Here is a 17752-nt window from a genome sequence, read left to right as displayed (position 1 = left end):
CTCCCGGAATGATGAAAAAACTTTTAGCGCTAGCCCTTGTTGCGCCGTTGCTTGTGTCTTGTTCTTCCAAAAAAGGCGATGAATACAACGAAGCCTGGGTCAAGGACACCAACGGTTTTGACATTTTGATGGGGCAGTTTGCCCACAACATCGAGAACATATGGGGATTTAACGAAGTTCTTATTGCCGGACCGAAGGACTACGTTAAGTACACCGACGCCTATCAGACCCGTAGCCACATCAACTTCGATGACGGTACGATTACGGTTGAAACCATCGCAGGGACTGAACCTGCGGCGCATTTACGTCAGGCCATCATCAAAACCCTGCTGATGGGCGACGATCCGGGGTCTATCGACCTCTACTCTGATGCCGATGACATCACCATCTCCAAAGAGCCGTTTCTGTATGGCCAGGTCGTTGACCAGACCGGTCAGCCGATCCGCTGGGAAGGCCGCGCCACGAAATTTGCCGACTACCTGCTGCAAACGCGCCTGAAAAGCCGCACCAACGGCCTGAAAGTGATCTACAGCGTCACGATCAACCTGGTGCCGAACCACCTCGACAAGCGTGCGCATAAGTATCTGGGCATGGTGCGTCAGGCGTCGCGTAAGTATGGCGTGGATGAGTCGCTGATCCTGGCGATTATGCAGACCGAGTCCTCGTTCAACCCCTACGCGGTAAGCCGTTCCGACGCGCTGGGGCTGATGCAGGTTGTACAGCACAGCGCCGGTAAAGACGTGTTCCGCGCACAGGGGAAATCCGGCACGCCGAGCCGCAGCTACCTGTTCGATCCGCAAAGCAACATTGATACCGGTACGGCCTACCTGGCGATGCTGAACAATGTCTACCTGGGCGGGATTGATAACCCAACCTCACGCCGCTATGCGGTGATCACCGCCTATAACGGCGGGGCGGGCAGCGTGCTGCGCGTCTTCTCAAATGACAAAGTGCAGGCCGCGAACATCATCAACAGCATGGCGCCGGGGGATGTCTACTCAACCCTCACCACCCGCCACCCGTCTGCGGAATCACGCCGCTATCTGTATAAGGTGAATACGGCGCAGAAGAACTACCGTCGCCGCTAGAAAACTACCCCTCACCCTGCCCTCTCCCAGAGGGAGAGGGTATTCAAGTTCCCTCTCCCTCTGGGAGAGGGCAGGGAGAGGGGACATCAGACCGCACCCATCTCATCCCACCCATACGAAAATGCTATTTGCATCACAATCCAGACTGCAAATTAATGTGGATTGCATTTTTTTGCGGGAGGTAACAAAACATATCGTTGCCAACTGATAGAATTGCATCAAATAACAACCCTGAATGTTCCCAAAACAACATATCTCCCGCTCACTTGTGAGGAAAGTAACATGAACCTTAAGCTGCAGCTTAAAATCTTGTCGTTTCTGCAGTTCTGCCTGTGGGGTAGCTGGCTGACTACACTCGGCTCCTATATGTTTGTGACGCTCAAGTTCGATGGTGCGTCGATCGGTGCCGTTTACAGCTCGCTGGGTATTGCGGCTGTCTTCATGCCAACGCTGCTCGGTATCGTGGCGGATAAATGGCTAAGCGCGAAATGGCTGTATATGCTTTGCCACCTGGTGGGTGCGGGGACGCTGTTTATGGCGGCCGAAGTGACCACGCCGGGGGCGATGTTCATGGTGATCCTGCTTAACTCGCTGGCCTATATGCCAACGCTTGGCCTGATCAACACCATCTCCTACTATCGCCTGAAATCTGCCGGTCTGGATATCGTCACCGACTTCCCGCCAATCCGTATCTGGGGCACCATCGGCTTTATCATGGCGATGTGGGGCGTGAGCTTCGCGGGCTTCGAGCTGAGCCATATGCAGCTCTACATCGGCGCGGCGCTCTCCGTACTGCTGGCGCTGTTCACCCTGACACTGCCCACCATTCCGGTATCTAATCAGCAGAAAAACCAGAGCTGGAGCACCATGCTTGGCCTGGACGCCTTCGCACTGTTTAAAAACAAGCGCATGGCGATCTTCTTTATCTTCTCCATGCTGCTGGGCGCGGAACTGCAAATCACCAACATGTTCGGTAATACCTTCCTGCACAGCTTCGATAACGATCCGCTGTTTGCCGGGAGCTTTATCGTCGAACACGCGTCGGTGATGATGTCCATCTCGCAGATCTCCGAGACGCTGTTCATCCTGACCATCCCGTTCTTCCTGAGCCGCTACGGTATCAAGAACGTCATGCTGATCAGTATCGCCGCCTGGATGTTGCGCTTCGGTCTGTTCGCCTATGGCGACCCGAGCGCGTTCGGCACCGTGCTGCTGGTTCTGTCGATGATTGTTTACGGCTGTGCCTTCGACTTCTTCAACATCTCCGGCTCGGTGTTTGTGGAAAAAGAGGTGAAGCCTGAAATCCGCGCCAGTGCGCAGGGCATGTTCCTGATGATGACCAACGGCTTCGGCTGTATTCTGGGCGGCGTGGTGAGCGGCAAAGTGGTTGAGATGTATACCACTAACGGCATCACCAACTGGCAACCAGTGTGGCTGATCTTCGCCGGGTACTCGCTGGTGCTGTTCTTCGCGTTCATCGCGCTGTTCAAGTACAAGCACGTGCGCGAGCCGCACGGTGCGCAGCCGATCGCGCATTGATTGTTGTGCCCGGTGGCGCTGCGCTTACCGGGCCTGGAAAACCAGACCGTAGGCCGGGTAAGGCGTAGCCGCCACCCGGCTATTTTATTCCAGAAAGCACCCACCCCACCGACAGCAAATCCGCGCTGCCGCCCGGGCTCAGATTGCGTTCAATCAATGCTTTATCCATCTTCAGCAACGCCTCGCAGTCCCAGCCGTTAGCCAGTAATTCCCGCGCGTAGCCCTGAACGTAGCGCAGCCCCTCAATGCCGCCGCGCGAAACGAGATTGCTGTCCTGATTTACCGCCATCAGGCGCAACAGCAGGCCGTGAAGCGACTGACCGTTCCACGCATCCAAAGCCTTACGCACCGTGGCAAAGCCGCTTTCTGCCTCGCCACGCGCGCCGGTTAAACCGTACAGCTGAAACTGCCGCTCCCCCGCCGTTGCCTGCCCACTGCGCCCGGCCAGCTCCCTCGCCACCAGCCCATGACAGATGTTACTTACCTCACAACAGAGGCTATCCGCAGTGATATTTTTCACACGCCCGGCGGCGAAGCAGAGCAAACCGAGGGCAAAAATCCCGCCCTTGTGGGTATTTACCCCGCCCGTGGCGGCGTACATTGCCTGCTCGCAGGCCATTCCCATTGGGCGAAGAATCCGCAACTGCCGATCGGCAGGTTTGGCCGCATGTGCTTCACCCAGTTCCGCAAACCGGGCAAACCACGGCGTAATCGCCATAATGCTGCGGACAAACAAGGCATGGTCCATATCGCGATGGGAGCCGTTATTGAGCCTGTCCACCAGCCCCGGTTTTGGCGTCAGCTCCAGCTCCTGCCACAGCGCCTCTGCGGCAAGCGCAGGGAGATCAACCGGGCGCGGTTCAGTCGCGAGCAAACCAGTCATCGATCATCTTCTCCACGCGGGAAACCACCTGCTCAGCGGGGTGATTGCGCGAACGGGAACAGGCATGAGCGGGCTCGTCACAGATCAGGCAGCGTCTGAGATTCGCCCCCAGCGACTGACGCCCGACGTGGCCGTTTTCAGGGCAGATCACATCCAGATCCCACAGCCTGCCGAGTGGGTGCGTCTGCTCCAGTTCTGCACAGTGCGCCTTAATTTCCGCCGCCGGATGCGCGATGCACCACAAGGCTTCAGGTCCGGTGGGTAGCCACAGCACCTTACGGTCCAGCACCTGCCAGCGGTTTTCCCACAGCAGCTGGTCGCACATTTGCAGCGCCACGCCCATGGTGTTGCGATAGCGAAGGCTGTCTTTGATTTCCCCGGGCGTAACCAGCGTGAGGGAGATCACCGGTTGTTGATAGTGCGCAAGCATGTCAGCCTGGCGCGCTGCGCGGCGCTCTTTCGCCGCCAGCAGTTCGTCCAGGCTGACACCCGTCCGCACGGGTGTCGCAATCGTCACACTTCCTCCTTTACCTGTCGCACGGTGTCGATCACGCTGCCGTCGCGGTAGCGGATCACCCCGACGATTTTGTCGGTGAACTCAATCGGTTTCGGTACGCCTGTCAACGAAATCGCTCGCTCATACAGCGCGTTGATATCTACAACCTTCAGCCCTGCTTCCATAAGTCGTTCGCGGATCTCCGGGCGCGCCGGGTTGACCGCAATACCATGGTCGGTGACCAGCACGTCAATGCTCTCCCCCGGCGTGAGGCGGGTGGTAACGCGCTTCACGACGGTCGGGATGCGGCTTCGCAGCAGCGGCGCGACCACAATGGTCAGGTTGGCTGCCGCCGCCACGTCGCAGTGTCCGCCGGATGCGCCACGCATCACGCCATCGGAGCCGGTGATGACATTGACGTTAAAGTCGACGTCGATTTCCAGGGCGCTGAGGATCACCACGTCGAGCTGGTCGCAGCTTGCCGCCTTGCTGCCGGGGTTGGCGTAGACGTTGGTGGAGATCTCCACGTGGTTCGGGTTGCGCGCCAGCGAGGCCGCTGCCTGGCCGTCAAAGCACTGGGTGTCGAGCAGCTTTTCGATGAGCCCCTTCTCGTGCAGATCCACCAGGCTGCCGGTGATGCCGCCAAGGGCGAAGCGCGCCTTCACGCCGCCGCGCTCCATCTTCTCTTCCATAAAACGGGTGCAGGCGGTGGCCGCTGCGCCGGAGCCGGTCTGCATCGAGAAGCCTGGTTTGAAATAGCCAGAGTGTTCAATCACGTCCGCCGCATAGCGGGCGATCATCAGCTCGCGCGGGTTGCTGGTGACGCGCGCCGCGCCGACGCTGATTTTCGCCGGGTCGCCCACGCTCTCCACCTGCACGATGTAGTCCACCTGATCCTGCACCAGGCTGGCGGGCATATTGGGGAATGGCACCAGCGCTTCGGTCAGCAGCACCACCTTACGGGCAAAGTGCGCGTCCACCATGGCGTAGCCCAGCGAACCGCAGCACGATTTTCCGTGCGTGCCGTTGGCGTTGCCAAACTCATCGCTGCACGGCACGCCAAGAAATGCCACGTCGATGCTCAGTTCGCCGTCCTGGAGCAGCTTCACGCGCCCGCCGTGGGAGTGAATTTGTACCGGCTCGTCCATTAGCCCGTGGGAGATGGCATCCGCCAGCCTGCCGCGCATGCCGGAGGTGTAAATCCGGGTGATGACGCCACTCTCGATATGCTCGATCAGCGCGTCATTGCAGGTCATCAGCGAGCTGGAAGCCAGGGTCAGATTTTTGAAGCCCATCCGCGCCAGCAGCGCCACGACGGTGTTGATCACCCGGTCGCCTTCGCGAAAGGCATGGTGGAAGGAGATGGTCATCCCGTCCTGCAAGCCGCTGCGCTTAACCGCCTCTTCAATTGAGGCGCAGAGCTTGCGGCTGTGCTTCGCCTCGCTGTCCGCCAGCCACGGCGTCGCGCTGTGGGCGGTATCAAAGGGTTTCAGATCCCGCAGATGGGGGAAATTTACATGGAGAAGTTCTGTCTGATTCATTATGTCATCCTTACCGACGCACGCCAGAGGCCGCCGCGCGCTCCAGCACCACCTGCGCGTGGTTAATAATCGGTGCATCCACCATTTTGCCGTTGAGCGACACCACGCCCAGGCCGTTACGCTCGCCCTCTTCTGCCGCCTCAATCACCCTTTTGGCGTGATCCACCTCTTCCTGAGTCGGGGCGTAGGCGTTGTGCAGCAGGTCTATCTGGCGCGGGTTAATCAGCGATTTGCCGTTGAAGCCCATCTTGCGGATCAGGTCGACCTCGCGCAGGAACCCGGCTTCGTCGTTAACGTCGGACCACACCACGTCGAAGGCGTCGATACCGGCGGCGCGTGCGGCGTGCAGCACGGCGCAGCGGGCATAGAACAGCTCGGTGCCGTCGCCGCGCTCGGTCTGCATGTCCATCACGTAGTCAAAGGCGGCCAGCGCGATGCCGATCAGGCGCGGGGAGCTGCGGGCAATCGCCACGGCGTTGATAACGCCAATGGCCGATTCAATCGCCGCCATCACGCGGGTGGAACCCACTTCGCGCCCGCACTCCTGCTCAATGCGCTCGAGGTGGCCTTCCAGCTCGTAAATATCGTCCGGGGTGTCGGTTTTCGGCAGGCGAATCACGTCCACGCCCGCGCGCACGGCGGCCTCCAGATCCAGCAGGCCAAACGGCGTGCTCAGCGGGTTAATGCGCACCACGGTTTCAATATCCTGATACATCGGGTGCTGCAACGCGTGGAACACCAGCATGCGTGCGGTGTCTTTCTCGCGCAGGGCCACGGCGTCCTCAAGGTCAAACATGATGGAGTCGGGGCGGTAGATAAAGGCGGTAGAGAGCATGGCGGCATTGGCGCCTGGCAGGAACAGCATACTGCGGCGGAGTTTGCTCATTTCAGCGCCCCCCAGTTGATGGCCTGTTCATCGGCGGCACGCAGAAGCGCGCTTTGCAGGCGAGCGCGGATCACACAGTCCAGCGCCCCTTTGTCTTCAATAATGATTAATCCCTGGTGCACGTTCATGGCGCGCAATGTGTCGTTGACCACCTGGCGTATTTGCTCGCCAAACTGCTTAATCACTTCACTGTGGATGACAATCTCCAGCTCACCGTGAGCGGGGGCGATTTTCACCATCAGGTCGCTGGACTCCTGCGTTCCGGCCAGCGCCTCCCTTACAATATTCATGATAAATTCCTGATAGTTATGCGACTTCCGCACTCGCACGATAATGTGCTTCGAGGTGCGCGAAGGTGGAGTCCGGGACAATCTCCCGGATCCGGGAAAACTGCTGTGTCTTGAGTAAACGGCGCACTTCCGAGGCCGAAATGGCGTTGCCGGTGGCCTTGATGCGCGGCATCTCCACCACCTCAATATGCGAGGCCAGAAGGTCGTGCAGCGTCTGGTTGTACTGCCGCGTGATGTCGCAGAACGGCTCCGAGCCGATGAAGCGGTGTGTGATGCCCAGCGCCGGGGCGATATAGTCCCGGAAGATCAGCACGTCGATCTCGCTCCACGCCTGCTGCACTTTGCCGGTCTCCTTCAGGAAGTAGGCCGGGAAGGTGGCGCGGGAGATGATGTACTGCGAGCCTTCATGCACCACCACGTTCGGCAGATGCGCCACGCCCGCACGCACCATCTCGAGGCGCGCGCTGAACGGGAAGAACGAGGCGTCTTCACGCACCACAAACAGATGCAGGGCATCGCACTGCGTCGCCGCCTGCTCCACCAGATGACGATGGCCGAGGGTGAAGGGATTGGCGTTCATCACGATCGCGCCCGTTTTTTCCCCACACCGGCGCTTCGCGCGCAGGGATCGGCAGTAGCGCGCGATCCCCTGCGGAGTGTTCTCCATTAGCACCGCGTTGTTCCCGCTCTGGGCAATCGGCCAGAAACCGCTGCGGCCAAAGCGCTCCTTATTGCACGGACGGGTGCAGAGGAAGAGGTGAAAATGGCCGCGCTCCAGCGCCGCGTTTTCCACCTCTGCCAGCAGACGCGCGCTGAGGTTTTCCCCACGAAGCTGCTCGTTGACCGCCACGCATTTGATGACGTTGGCAGCCAGCCCGGCGCACCCCACCAGCTGCGCGCCGGACCAGGCTTCGACAAACAGCGTGATGTCGTTGTCCAGGCCGAGGCCGCTGTCTGCCAGCAGGTAGCGGATCTGGCTTAAGCGTTCCGGGTGTTTCGCCACAACGGTGTGCCGAAAATCAATGGGTTGCGATTGCATGCTGCCGCCTTACTCAGTGCGCTGCCGCGAGCCCGACGGCTGGCGCTTCCACGATCACGTTGCTCAGATGACCGATATGCTCGATCTCCACCTCAATGCGATCCCCCTCCTTCATAAACAGCGGCGGGTTGCGCTTTTTACCCACGCCACCAGGCGAGCCGGTGATGATCACGTCGCCCGGGCTGAGACGGGTGAAGGTGCTGATATACTCGATCAGCTCCGCCACCTTGTGGATCATGCTGCTGGTGTTGTCTTCCTGCACCATGCGGCCGTTCAGCCAGGTGCGGATCGCCAGGCTGTGCGGGTCCGGGATCTCATCCGCCGTCGCCATCCACGGGCCGAACGCCCCGGTCTGGCGCCAGTTTTTCCCGGCGGTGAACCAGGTGTGCTGCCAGTCGCGGGCGGAGCCGTCCATGTAACAGCTGTAGCCCGCCACGTGGCGCAGGGCGTCGTCGCGGCTGATGTTCTCCCCGCCTTTGCCGATGATCACCGCCAGCTCGCCTTCGTAGTCGAACTCGCTGGAGTGGCGCGGCTTCAGCACCGGCTCGTTGTGGCCGGTCTGTGAATCCGGGAAGCGGACAAACAGCGTCGGGGCCGGGTTGTGCTGGTCAAACTCCTTGCGCTTGTCGGCATAGTTCATGCCCACGCAGAGGATTTTTTCCGGCTGGACAATCACCGGTAAGAAGGTGATGGCGTTCAGCGGTACATCCACCACGTCGTTCAGAAAACGGGTGGCCTGCGCCAGCCCGTTCCCCTGCAACAGCGCTTTAAGGTCGCCATAGCGGTCGCCCAGGCGGCGGCCCAAATCAATCACGCCTTCGGCCTGTACGATGCCGTAGCTGCGTTTTCCCTGGTATAAAAAGCTTGCGAGTTTCATTGTTCTTTCCTGAAAACTTAAACGAGGAAGTTGCCCAGAATCAGCAGTGAGACAGAGACGTTAATCGCGCCGCCGATACGGGTAGCAATCTGGGCGAATGGCATCAGGCTCATGCGGTTGCCTGCGGTCAGGATCGCCACGTCACCGGTGCCACCCTGCCCGCTCTGACAGCAGGAGACGATGGCGACATCAATCGGGTGCATACCAATCTTTTTGCCAACGAAGAATCCGGTCGCCACCAGCGCGGAAACGGTGCTGACAATCACCAGCAGGTTGCTGACGGTGAACGCCGCCACCAGTTCATGCCATGGGGTAATCGCCACGCCGACAGCGAAGAGGATTGGGTAGGTCACGGAGGTCTGGAAGAATTTGTACACCACCTGGGAACCCTCCAGCAGACGCGGAGAGGCGCCGTTGCAGAGCTTCACCAGCACCGCCATAAACAACATGCCCACCGGCGCTGGCAGACCAATCAGCTTGTGACCGAGCATGCCCAGCATGTACAGCAGCACCGCCAGCAGCGCGCCCGAGGCGATGGTCGTCACGTCCGCTTTGCCGGAGAACGCAGGTTGGGAAACAGTGGCATCAGCGTTGGCGCGATTCGGCATCAGCTGGCCTTCACCGGTCAGGTGCGGGTAGCGTTTACCGAGCTGGTTGAGGCAACCGGAGATAATGATCGCCGTCAGGCCGCCGAGCATCACCATCGGCAGCACGCGGCCGAGCGCCACGCCCTGATCCATATGCAGCAGGGTGGCATAGCCGATAGAGAGCGGGATCGCCCCTTCCCCGACGCCGCCCGCCATGATCGGCAGAATGATAAAGAAGAAGATCTGGAACGGCTCGAGGCCCAGCGCCAGCCCAACACCCATGCCGACAATCATGCCGACGATTTCACCGCACAGCATCGGGAAGAAGATGCGCAGGAAGCCCTGGATCAGCACGGTGCGGTTCATACTCATGATGCTGCCGACGATAATGCAGCAGATATAGAGGTAGAGAATATTGGTGGATTTATAGAATTTGGTCGTGGACTCAACCACCACGTCCGGCAGCAGGCCGTAATAGACCAGCGCGGAAGGGATAAAGGTGGCGCAAATTGCCGCCGCACCGAGCTTGCCGACAATCGGCAGGCGTTTGCCGAATTCACCGCAGGCAAAGCCGAAGAAGGCCAGCGTGGCCACCATGACCACAATGTCGCTCGGCAGTTTTCCGCCCAGGCAATCAATCGCAATCAGCGCACCCGCCAGAACGAACAGCGGCAGAGGAATAATGCCGATTTTCCAGGTATCCATAATATGCCACCAGCGCTCTTTGAGCGATGGCCGCTGAATATCAATCGGGTCGTGGGTAACAGAGAATGAATCGTCAGTTGTGCTCATAATAAGCCCCTTAGTTATTTTGTGCGTTCAGCTTAGAGTCACAAAGGCTTACTTTATGTGAGGGATGGCATATTAAAAGCGAAGTTTTAATGGACGCTATGGTTTTAATGGTTTCTTTTATTTAATGTGATTTACGCCTTATTTATTGCCGTGGTTTTTATGGTTTCTTTTCTTAACTGAACAAAGAAATAACATTTATTCATTTAACCTTAAGAGGATGAGACTTTCGGAAAAATCTTTTACAGGCTGCGCTGTGCAAGGGATCACAAGTTTTCGGCAAAGCGGGCATCCTGGCCTTAAAAGATGATATATTCAGCCGACCTGTTGATATCTCGCGTGATAGTTATGAAAGTATCGTTTCAGATCAAGCTGTTTATTTCGCTGGTCGCCTTTTTCTCAGTGCTGTTCGCATTACTGGGCGGATATTATTATGTCGATGTCGGCAGACAGCTTTATCAGGAAATGAGCGCGCGCGCAAAAATACAGGCCGAAGAAATTGCGCTTATTCCTACCCTGCGAAAAGAAGTCGAACAAAAGGATATCCTGGGTATCCATGACTTTATGCAGAAAATAGCCGCCCGCAGCGACGCCAGTTTTATTGTGATTGGTGACAATAAGGGGCTGCATCTTTTCCACTCCGTGTTTGCCGACCGGGTAGGCAAAACGCTGGTTGGCGGAGATAACGACGAGGTATTACACGGCAAAAGCACCATCACCATCCGCAAGGGCGGGTTAGGCATTTCGCTGCGCAGCAAAGCGCCCATTTTTAATGATGCCGGGCAGGTGGTGGGGATTGTTTCGGTAGGCTATCTCACGAGCTATCTGGACACCATCACCGTCAGCAAGGTGGTTAATATCCTGATTGCCGCCGTGCTGCTGCTTATCGCCCTGTTTATTTTCTCCTGGTTCTTCACCCGCAGCATCAAGAAGCAGATATTCTCTCTGGAGCCGCGCGAAATCGGCCTGCTGGTGCGCCAGCAAAAGGCGATGATGGAATCCATTTATGAAGGGGTGATTGCCATCGACGACGATCTTCGCATTGAGGTGATTAACCAGGCGGCGCGTAAATTATTAGGCTTACGTCAGCCCGCCCGCGAACTGCGGGGTCAACTCATCAGCCAGGTGATCGCGCCCGTCCCGTTCTTCAACGCGCAAACCATGCTTGCGAAAGACACCCACGATGAGATCTGTCGCTTTAACGATCTCACAGTTATTGCCAGCCGGGTGCGGATCATGCTGGAAGATGCGTTGCAGGGCTGGGTGATCACCTTTCGCGATCGCAACGAGATCGACTCGCTCAGCGCCCAGCTCAGCCAGGTGAAGCGCTACGTTGATAACCTGCGCATCATGCGCCATGAACAGCTGAACCGCATGACTACGCTGTCCGGCCTGCTGCATATGGGCCGTTATGACGAAGCGATTCGCTACATACAGGCGCAGTCGGAACACGCTCAGGAGCTGCTGGACTTTATCTCGTCCCGCTTTAGCTCTCCGACGCTGTGTGGTTTGCTGCTTGGAAAGGCCGCCCGCGCGCGTGAAAAAGGCGTTGAGCTGAGTTTCGACCCGGCCTGCCGGGTGGATAAACCGTTCCTGCCGCTGCTCGAATCGGAACTTATCTCGATCATCGGGAACTTGCTGGATAACGCCATTGAAGCGACCCAGCGTGCACCGCTCCCGCATGCCCCGGTGGACGTGCTGATAAAGCTGAACGAGCAGGAACTGATTATTGAAGTCGCCGACCAGGGCGTCGGCATCACACCGGAGATACGCGACCGGATCTTTGAGCGCGGCATCACCACCAAAACGCGCGGCGATCATGGTATTGGCCTGTATCTGATTGAAAGCTATGTCACACAGGCTGGCGGTGCAATTGAAGTTGCCGATAACCCCCCACGCGGTGCCATTTTCTCACTGTTTATTCCCGCAACGGGAACGGCCCGGCACCCCGTACAGGAACTGGAAGATACCGACTATGCAACATGAACTTATCGACGTACTGATTGTTGAAGACGAGAACGAACTGGCGCAACTGCACGCGGAGCTTATCGGTAAACATCCGCGCCTGAGGCTGGTGGGGATTGCCGCGTCGCTGGCCGACGCGCAGGTACAACTGGAGAGCAAACAGCCGAAGCTGATGCTGCTGGATAACTACCTGCCGGACGGCAAAGGCATCACCCTTATCAGCAACCCGATGCTCACCCGCGCCAACTGCTCGGTGATTTTCATCACCGCCGCCAGCGATATGGACACCTGTAGCCAGGCAATTCGTAACGGCGCGTTCGACTACATCCTCAAGCCGGTTTCCTGGAAGCGCCTGAGCCAGTCGCTGGAACGTTTTGTGCAGTTTGCCGAACAGCAGCGCGTCTGGAAGATCGTCGACCAGCAGAACGTCGATTCACTCTATCAGTTGCAGGCGAAAAACTATCGCCTGGACAACGGCAGCAAAGGGATAGAGGAGAACACGCTGGCGCGGGTGCAAATGCTGTTTAACAACAAGGCGGCGCACTGTTTTACGGTGGATGAGGTGGTGAGCGAGACGGGCCTGAGTAAAACCACCACCCGGCGCTATCTGGAACACTGCGTGGAGGTGGGTTTTCTGACGGTGGAGATGCTGTACGGGAAGATTGGGCATCCGAGAAGGATGTACCGCCGCGCAGAAGCCTGACGCAGTATTGTAGGCCTGGTAAGCTTGCGCCGCCGGGCACTCGCCGGGTGGCGCTAACGCTTACCCGGCCTACGTTCGGACATTCAATACGTATCCATAAAGCCGCTTAATCCCGTCCGCATCTTTCTCGCTGTAAACGCCCTGCAACTCTGGGGAGAAACCCGGCAGCATATTAATGCCCTCTTCCAGCGCCAGGAAGTAGCGCTGTACTGCTCCACCCCAGACTTCCCCGGGCACCACACACAGCACGCCCGGCGGGTATGGCAGCGCACCTTCGGCGGCAATGCGTCCTTCGGCGTCACGAATACGCACCAGTTCGACGTTCCCGCGAATGTACTCCTGGTTGGCATCCTGCGGGTTCATCACCACGGCAGGCAGGCTCTCCTGACGGAACATCGCCTTCTGTAAATCCTTCACGTTAAAGCTGACGTAGAGATCGTGCATCTCCTGGCTCAGCTGACGGATCGTGTAGTCGCGGTAACGCACCGGGTATTTCTGACAGATGGTCGGAAGCACATCCGCGAGCGGTGTGTCGTCTTCAATATGCTGTTCAAACTGCCCCAGCATTGCCACCAGCTGCATTAGCTTCTCCGCGCTCTCGGCTGGCGTCAGCAGGAACAGGATGGAGTTGAGATCGCACTTCTCCGGCACAATGCCGTTCTCGCGCAGGTAGTGGGCGAGAATGGTCGCAGGAATGCCGAAATCGGTATAGTGACCTGTTTCAGCATCAATGCCCGGCGTGGTCAGCAGCAGCTTGCACGGATCGACGAAATACTGCTCGCGGGCATAGCCTTCAAAACCGTGCCATTTTGCACCCGGTTCAAAACTAAAGAAGCGACGCTCGCTGGCGATAGCCTGTGTGGGGTGATCCTGCCATGGCCGCCCCGCCACCACCGGCGGGATAAACGGTTTGATCATATTGCAGTTGGCGATGATGGCCTTGCGCGCTTCAATGCCCAGCTCGACGCACTCTGCCCACAGCCTGCGTCCGCTCTCGCCCTCGTGAATTTTGGCGTTCACGTCCAGCGCCGCGAACAGCGGATAAAACGGGCTGGTGGATGCATGCAGCATAAACGCGTTGTTCAGCCGCTTATGCGGGCAGAAGCGCGACTGACCGCGAATATGGTTATCCTTTTTATGGATCTGCGACGTTTGCGAGAACCCGGCCTGCTGCTTATGGACCGACTGGGTCACGAAAATTCCCGGATCGTTCTCGTTCAGTTCCAGCAGAAGCGGAGACGTTTCCGCCATCATCGGAATAAATTGCTCGTAGCCGACCCAGGCGGAGTCAAAGAGGATGTAGTCGCAAAGGTGACCGATCTTGTCGATCACCTGACGGGCGTTGTAGATCGTGCCATCGTAGGTGCCGAGCTGAATGATCGCCAGACGGAACGGGCGCGCCTCGGCGGCTTTCTGCGGCGCGACGTCACGGATCAGTTCCCGCAGCCAGGCCTCATCAAAGCAGTGCTCATCAATCCCGCCGATAAAACCAAACGGATTACGGGCTGCCTCAAGATAGACAGGCGTTGCCCCGGCCTGGATCAGCGCTCCATGATGGTTGGACTTGTGGTTGTTACGATCGAACAGCACCAGATCGCCACGGGTCAGCAGCGCATTGGTCACCACTTTATTGGCCGCCGACGTGCCGTTCAGCACGAAGTAGGTTTTGTCCGCGTTGAATACTTTCGCCGCGAACTTTTGCGCGTGCTTGGCGGAGCCTTCGTGGATCAGCAGATCGCCCAGCTTAACGTCGGCGTTGCACATGTCGGCGCGAAAAACGTTCTCACCGAAGAAATCATAGAACTGCCGCCCCGCCGGGTGTTTTTTGAAAAAGGCACCGTGCTGGTGACCCGGACAGGCAAAGGTGCTGTTTCCCATCGCCACATACTGGCTCAGGGTGTCAAAAAAGGGTGGCAGCAGGTTCTCTTCATACCGGCAGGCGGCAGATTCCAGTTCCAGCAATTCCTGTGCTTTACCCGAGATGATCGCCGTGACACCCTCTGGCACCTCTCCTGGCTCTGTTGAGAACAAAAATACCGGTAACTGAAAGCCCGTACGCTTCAGCAATGCGAGAATGCCGCTGTAGCTTTCAACAACCGTAATGACAACTGCCGCCACATCGGTGAAATCGGTGTTATCCAGCATAACTTTTTCGCGATGCGTAGAAACTTTGGATACCAGCTCACGGCTGACGGCAATTTTCATGGTTTTCATAGGCGCAAATACCCTCACCGAACGGCGAGACAGGAAGGAGAAAATTCGCGCAATCATGTCACCTTTTATTTTCAGGTGCAAGAAGGAATCAGTATGCGTTACACCTCCCAAAGCTAAGCGTAATCTGGGACGAACGTGCCATAATCATGCAATGCCAGTGCTTAAATAACAGGAGTTAAACGTGGTAATTGGACCCTTTATCAATGCGGGAGCCGTATTGCTGGGCGGTGTACTTGGGGCAGTATTAAGTCAGCGCCTGCCGGAGCGTATTCGCGTCTCCATGCCTTCTATTTTTGGCCTGGCGTCGTTAGGGATTGGTATCCTTTTAGTGGTGAAATGCGCCAACCTGCCGGTGATGGTACTGGCGACGCTGCTCGGCGCGCTCATCGGCGAGTTTTGCTATCTGGAAAAAGGTATTAATCACGCGGTAGGCAAAGCCAAAAATCTGATTGCCCGACCGGGCAAGGCAAAGCACGGCACGCACGAGTCGTTTATTCAGAACTACGTTGCGATCATTATTCTGTTCTGCGCCAGCGGCACGGGGATATTCGGTTCGATGCAGGAAGGGATGACCGGCGATCCCAGCATATTGATTGCGAAAGCGTTTCTGGATTTCTTTACTGCCACCATTTTTGCCACCACCCTCGGCATCGCCGTCGCCGCGATTTGTGTGCCAATGTTGCTTATTCAGCTGGCGCTGGCCACCTGCGCCACGCTGATCCTGCCGCTGACAACGCCAGCGATGATGGCAGACTTTACCGCCGTCGGCGGCCTGTTGCTGCTGGCGACAGGGCTGCGCATCTGTGGCATTAAGATGTTTGCAGTGGTGAACATGCTCCCTGCCCTGCTGCTCGCGATGCCGCTTTCCGCGCTCTGGACGCGCTTTTTCGCTTAAGTTTGCGACGAAATGGTGAGAGAGTGTGCAGTCTGCACCGAAAGCAACAAATTTCGTTGACGCCGGAGGGAGGATCGGGTTTAATGCGCCCCGTTGCCCGGATAGCTCAGTCGGTAGAGCAGGGGATTGAAAATCCCCGTGTCCTTGGTTCGATTCCGAGTCCGGGCACCACTTATTTATAACCCTCGCTTCGGCGGGGGTTTTTGCTTTCTGAGTCAGCAACTCGTTGTTTGAACAGTAGTTACCGCCCTTATCTCTCCTCCGGCCCCGCTTCCCGGTGGTACAACTGGCGTTGTTTACCGCCTTTACCGCCACACAGAAGCAGAAAAACCTGACCTTCACCGATCTATTTGAGCATTACAAATGCACATATCAATTGGACAGAGCCCGACAGAGCGGCATCACGTATCCGTGATTACCCCCCATCGGCTAACTGTTTTATTAGATTCATCGGTGGTAAATCCATCCGGGACATCCTGAAAAGTGACCTTTCGGCGTTCCGTACACTGCTGGAACAGGCCCTGGCTAACCGCAGTAAAGTAGGCCGAGGAACGAAGCTGTAAAAAGCGACTTCTACTTCAGACACCGTAACCACATTGCTACTATATTGTGTGTGCGTTGGCACGCATGGCTGTCATGGGGGCGTTTATCAGTCTAAGCAGAGGCCGGTAAAGCAATTGAGAGGAACTACAATGGATGCAGCATTACTTAACATGATGCGCTCAGATGGAAGAAATAAAGCCTGGGCGGAAACTATGGTGAATATGGAAGCCAGGAAACTGGTAAATACAGCCAACACTCTGTCGGCTTTTCATCTCAGCGATAGTTTGACTCGAATGAAGTTTGTTCAGGAAATTCGGGACCTCATAGAACATCAGTTTACGTTAGCTCGTCGGGCTAAATCAGATGAAGAATGCATGGAATGCGTTAAAATTCTCAGAGAAGAAAACAGTAACCTGCTGGAACAAGCGCGTTTATTAAGAACGTAGGCAGCGAAGCTTTACGCTAAAGTCGAGTTTATCCGAGAGAATAACAAAATTGTTGGGTATGTGATCTCGGCTGTTAGTGTTGTCCTGGCCGGTGCTGAAATAGCCGCAGGATTTACCCTCATAGGCACTATGACCCCTCTCGGGGTTCTTGCTGGTGCGATTCTGGTTACTGACGGGACAAACAGCATCAGTAAAGAAGTGGCTCGCTACGCAACTAACAACACTACCAGTGAAGGGCTGGTCGCGAATGCCGCGATGTCTACAGCTGAGTTTATGGGCTTTAGTCGTGAGAATGGGTTAGGTGTCTACAAATCAATTTCACTGGCCGCTAATGCGTACACCATTTTTGGCTTGTTACGGCGACCTGGTACCTGGCGACTGTTTCGTTATCTCCCTGCTGACTATTACCGAAAGGTGAGCACACTGAGCCGCCCGCAGCTTACAATGAAAATAGCGGGTTATGGCGTGAAAGCTAAGATTATTTTTGATCTGTTGTCCGTCAGCGACCCGTCCCAGAATTAGTCAGCATTTTACGATAACGCCAGGATTTGTAGCCAAGTTTTGCTGGCGTTATATACCAGATGAAAGGTAGTACAATCAATAATGTGAGCGCAAGTGTCAGGCTTGTATCCTTGGATGCAAGTAAAAGAGTTAAAGCCAGTATGATGAAGGCAATAATAGTTATCCACTTCATAGCCTTAAAACGATTGGCCAGATCATGAGTTACGCTATCAAACGAACCACCGTAATTTTCAATATTGTTTTTTAACTTTTGAAGATCTCGTTTGCTAAAACCTGATTTTAAAAGTGCCTCTTCGCTGGTCATTCTATTATCCGTCCCATAACTCACTGAAACCTGTGACGAAGTTTAACTTAATTTGGCGGATAAATCGCTACCTGACGATATTCGTCAAATTTATATATATCAACGAGTTGAAGATATCTTAGAGTATACGCTCGAAAACTGACAT

Annotated in this window: 15 protein-coding genes, 1 tRNA gene and 1 pseudogene; 7 read left to right on the top strand and 10 right to left on the bottom strand. The window is 56.5% G+C overall.

Annotation, left to right across the window (positions count from 1 at the left end; translation table 11 throughout):
- The first annotated feature begins 11 nt into the window (after nt 1-11).
- Entirely contained in the window at nt 12-1088 is a 1077-nt protein-coding gene (gene mltC, locus O1722_RS04025; RefSeq protein ID WP_017382930.1) for a membrane-bound lytic murein transglycosylase MltC, read from the top strand.
- Nucleotides 1089-1370: 282 nt separating this feature from the next.
- Nucleotides 1371-2627 (top strand): nucleoside permease, encoded by a 1257-nt coding sequence (locus tag O1722_RS04020; protein WP_015571846.1) that lies wholly within the window; start codon nt 1371-1373, stop codon nt 2625-2627.
- A gap of 79 nt (nt 2628-2706) precedes the next feature.
- Here the strand turns inward: O1722_RS04020 and citG are convergent, their stop codons facing one another.
- Genes citG through O1722_RS03980 form a run of 8 tightly spaced genes read right to left on the bottom strand, consistent with a single transcriptional unit; the run spans nt 2707 to nt 10018 of the window.
- Nucleotides 2707-3510 (bottom strand): triphosphoribosyl-dephospho-CoA synthase CitG, encoded by an 804-nt coding sequence (citG, locus tag O1722_RS04015; protein ID WP_033487650.1) that lies wholly within the window; start codon nt 3508-3510, stop codon nt 2707-2709.
- Nucleotides 3488-4027 carry a citrate lyase holo-[acyl-carrier protein] synthase gene (gene citX, locus O1722_RS04010; RefSeq protein ID WP_022651835.1) on the bottom strand — a complete coding sequence of 180 codons (540 nt, stop codon included), beginning with the start codon at nt 4025-4027 and terminating at the stop codon, nt 3488-3490. Before citX ends, citG begins: the two co-directional genes overlap by 23 nt.
- Nucleotides 4024-5547: a citrate lyase subunit alpha gene (citF, locus tag O1722_RS04005; RefSeq protein WP_023295416.1), complete on the bottom strand. Its 1524-nt coding sequence runs from the start codon at nt 5545-5547 to the stop codon at nt 4024-4026. Before citF ends, citX begins: the two co-directional genes overlap by 4 nt.
- Before the next feature lie 10 nt (nt 5548-5557).
- Nucleotides 5558-6433 carry a citrate (pro-3S)-lyase subunit beta gene (citE, locus tag O1722_RS04000; protein WP_023306921.1) on the bottom strand — a complete coding sequence of 292 codons (876 nt, stop codon included), beginning with the start codon at nt 6431-6433 and terminating at the stop codon, nt 5558-5560.
- Entirely contained in the window at nt 6430-6723 is a 294-nt protein-coding gene (citD, locus tag O1722_RS03995; RefSeq protein ID WP_017382935.1) for a citrate lyase acyl carrier protein, read from the bottom strand. Before citD ends, citE begins: the two co-directional genes overlap by 4 nt.
- A gap of 16 nt (nt 6724-6739) precedes the next feature.
- Complete coding sequence (gene citC / locus O1722_RS03990; RefSeq protein WP_032671991.1) at nt 6740-7762, bottom strand: [citrate (pro-3S)-lyase] ligase; 1023 nt, start codon at nt 7760-7762, stop codon at nt 6740-6742.
- 13 nt (nt 7763-7775) lie between these two features.
- On the bottom strand, nt 7776-8639 hold the full coding sequence (locus O1722_RS03985; RefSeq protein WP_033487651.1) for a fumarylacetoacetate hydrolase family protein: 864 nt from the start codon (nt 8637-8639) through the stop codon (nt 7776-7778).
- Between the two features lie 17 nt (nt 8640-8656).
- Nucleotides 8657-10018 carry a 2-hydroxycarboxylate transporter family protein gene (locus O1722_RS03980; protein ID WP_015571852.1) on the bottom strand — a complete coding sequence of 454 codons (1362 nt, stop codon included), beginning with the start codon at nt 10016-10018 and terminating at the stop codon, nt 8657-8659.
- Nucleotides 10019-10363: 345 nt separating this feature from the next.
- On the opposite strand from O1722_RS03980, the gene O1722_RS03975 reads away from it, so the two are divergent.
- A complete protein-coding gene (locus O1722_RS03975; RefSeq protein ID WP_033487652.1) occupies nt 10364-12001 on the top strand; it encodes an ATP-binding protein in 1638 nt (545 codons plus the stop codon).
- Nucleotides 11991-12683 carry a response regulator gene (locus tag O1722_RS03970; RefSeq protein WP_015571854.1) on the top strand — a complete coding sequence of 231 codons (693 nt, stop codon included), beginning with the start codon at nt 11991-11993 and terminating at the stop codon, nt 12681-12683. The genes O1722_RS03975 and O1722_RS03970 overlap by 11 nt, the downstream gene beginning before the upstream one ends.
- A gap of 69 nt (nt 12684-12752) precedes the next feature.
- Here O1722_RS03970 and O1722_RS03965 read toward each other — a convergent pair whose 3' ends face one another.
- Nucleotides 12753-14897, bottom strand: coding sequence for an ornithine decarboxylase (locus O1722_RS03965; protein WP_033487670.1), 2145 nt, complete (start codon nt 14895-14897; stop codon nt 12753-12755).
- A 181-nt stretch (nt 14898-15078) separates the two neighbouring features.
- Between O1722_RS03965 and O1722_RS03960 the strand changes: the two genes are divergently transcribed.
- The 3 genes and pseudogenes from O1722_RS03960 (at nt 15079) to O1722_RS03950 (ending at nt 17303) form a co-directional block, all read left to right on the top strand.
- Nucleotides 15079-15792 (top strand): DUF554 domain-containing protein, encoded by a 714-nt coding sequence (locus O1722_RS03960; protein ID WP_017692680.1) that lies wholly within the window; start codon nt 15079-15081, stop codon nt 15790-15792.
- Nucleotides 15793-15887: 95 nt separating this feature from the next.
- Nucleotides 15888-15963 (top strand) — tRNA-Phe (locus O1722_RS03955).
- A gap of 521 nt (nt 15964-16484) precedes the next feature.
- Nucleotides 16485-17303 (top strand): annotated as a pseudogene (locus tag O1722_RS03950) (DUF4225 domain-containing protein).
- Here O1722_RS03950 and O1722_RS03945 read toward each other — a convergent pair.
- On the bottom strand, nt 17281-17607 hold the full coding sequence (locus O1722_RS03945; protein ID WP_023298582.1) for a hypothetical protein: 327 nt from the start codon (nt 17605-17607) through the stop codon (nt 17281-17283). The pseudogene O1722_RS03950 and the gene O1722_RS03945 sit on opposite strands and share 23 nt — an antisense overlap.
- Nucleotides 17608-17752: the final 145 nt, after the last annotated feature.

The sequence above is a fragment of the Enterobacter cloacae complex sp. HYC003_NIDB genome, assembly GCF_056673375.1.
Note: the sequence above shows the minus strand (reverse complement) of the source record. Positions and strands in the feature narration are given on the sequence as shown.

Coding starts and splice junctions, on each gene's coding strand:
- O1722_RS03975 (WP_033487652.1), top strand. CDS start 10,364: ATGAAAGTATCGTTTCAGATCAAGCTGTTTATTTCGCTGGTCGCCTTT.
- citC (WP_032671991.1), bottom strand. CDS start 7,762: ATGCAATCGCAACCCATTGATTTTCGGCACACCGTTGTGGCGAAACAC.
- O1722_RS03965 (WP_033487670.1), bottom strand. CDS start 14,897: ATGAAAACCATGAAAATTGCCGTCAGCCGTGAGCTGGTATCCAAAGTT.
- O1722_RS03945 (WP_023298582.1), bottom strand. CDS start 17,607: ATGACCAGCGAAGAGGCACTTTTAAAATCAGGTTTTAGCAAACGAGAT.
- O1722_RS04020 (WP_015571846.1), top strand. CDS start 1,371: ATGAACCTTAAGCTGCAGCTTAAAATCTTGTCGTTTCTGCAGTTCTGC.
- mltC (WP_017382930.1), top strand. CDS start 12: ATGAAAAAACTTTTAGCGCTAGCCCTTGTTGCGCCGTTGCTTGTGTCT.
- citD (WP_017382935.1), bottom strand. CDS start 6,723: ATGAATATTGTAAGGGAGGCGCTGGCCGGAACGCAGGAGTCCAGCGAC.
- O1722_RS03985 (WP_033487651.1), bottom strand. CDS start 8,639: ATGAAACTCGCAAGCTTTTTATACCAGGGAAAACGCAGCTACGGCATC.
- citE (WP_023306921.1), bottom strand. CDS start 6,433: ATGAGCAAACTCCGCCGCAGTATGCTGTTCCTGCCAGGCGCCAATGCC.
- citF (WP_023295416.1), bottom strand. CDS start 5,547: ATGAATCAGACAGAACTTCTCCATGTAAATTTCCCCCATCTGCGGGAT.
- O1722_RS03980 (WP_015571852.1), bottom strand. CDS start 10,018: ATGAGCACAACTGACGATTCATTCTCTGTTACCCACGACCCGATTGAT.
- O1722_RS03970 (WP_015571854.1), top strand. CDS start 11,991: ATGCAACATGAACTTATCGACGTACTGATTGTTGAAGACGAGAACGAA.
- citG (WP_033487650.1), bottom strand. CDS start 3,510: ATGACTGGTTTGCTCGCGACTGAACCGCGCCCGGTTGATCTCCCTGCG.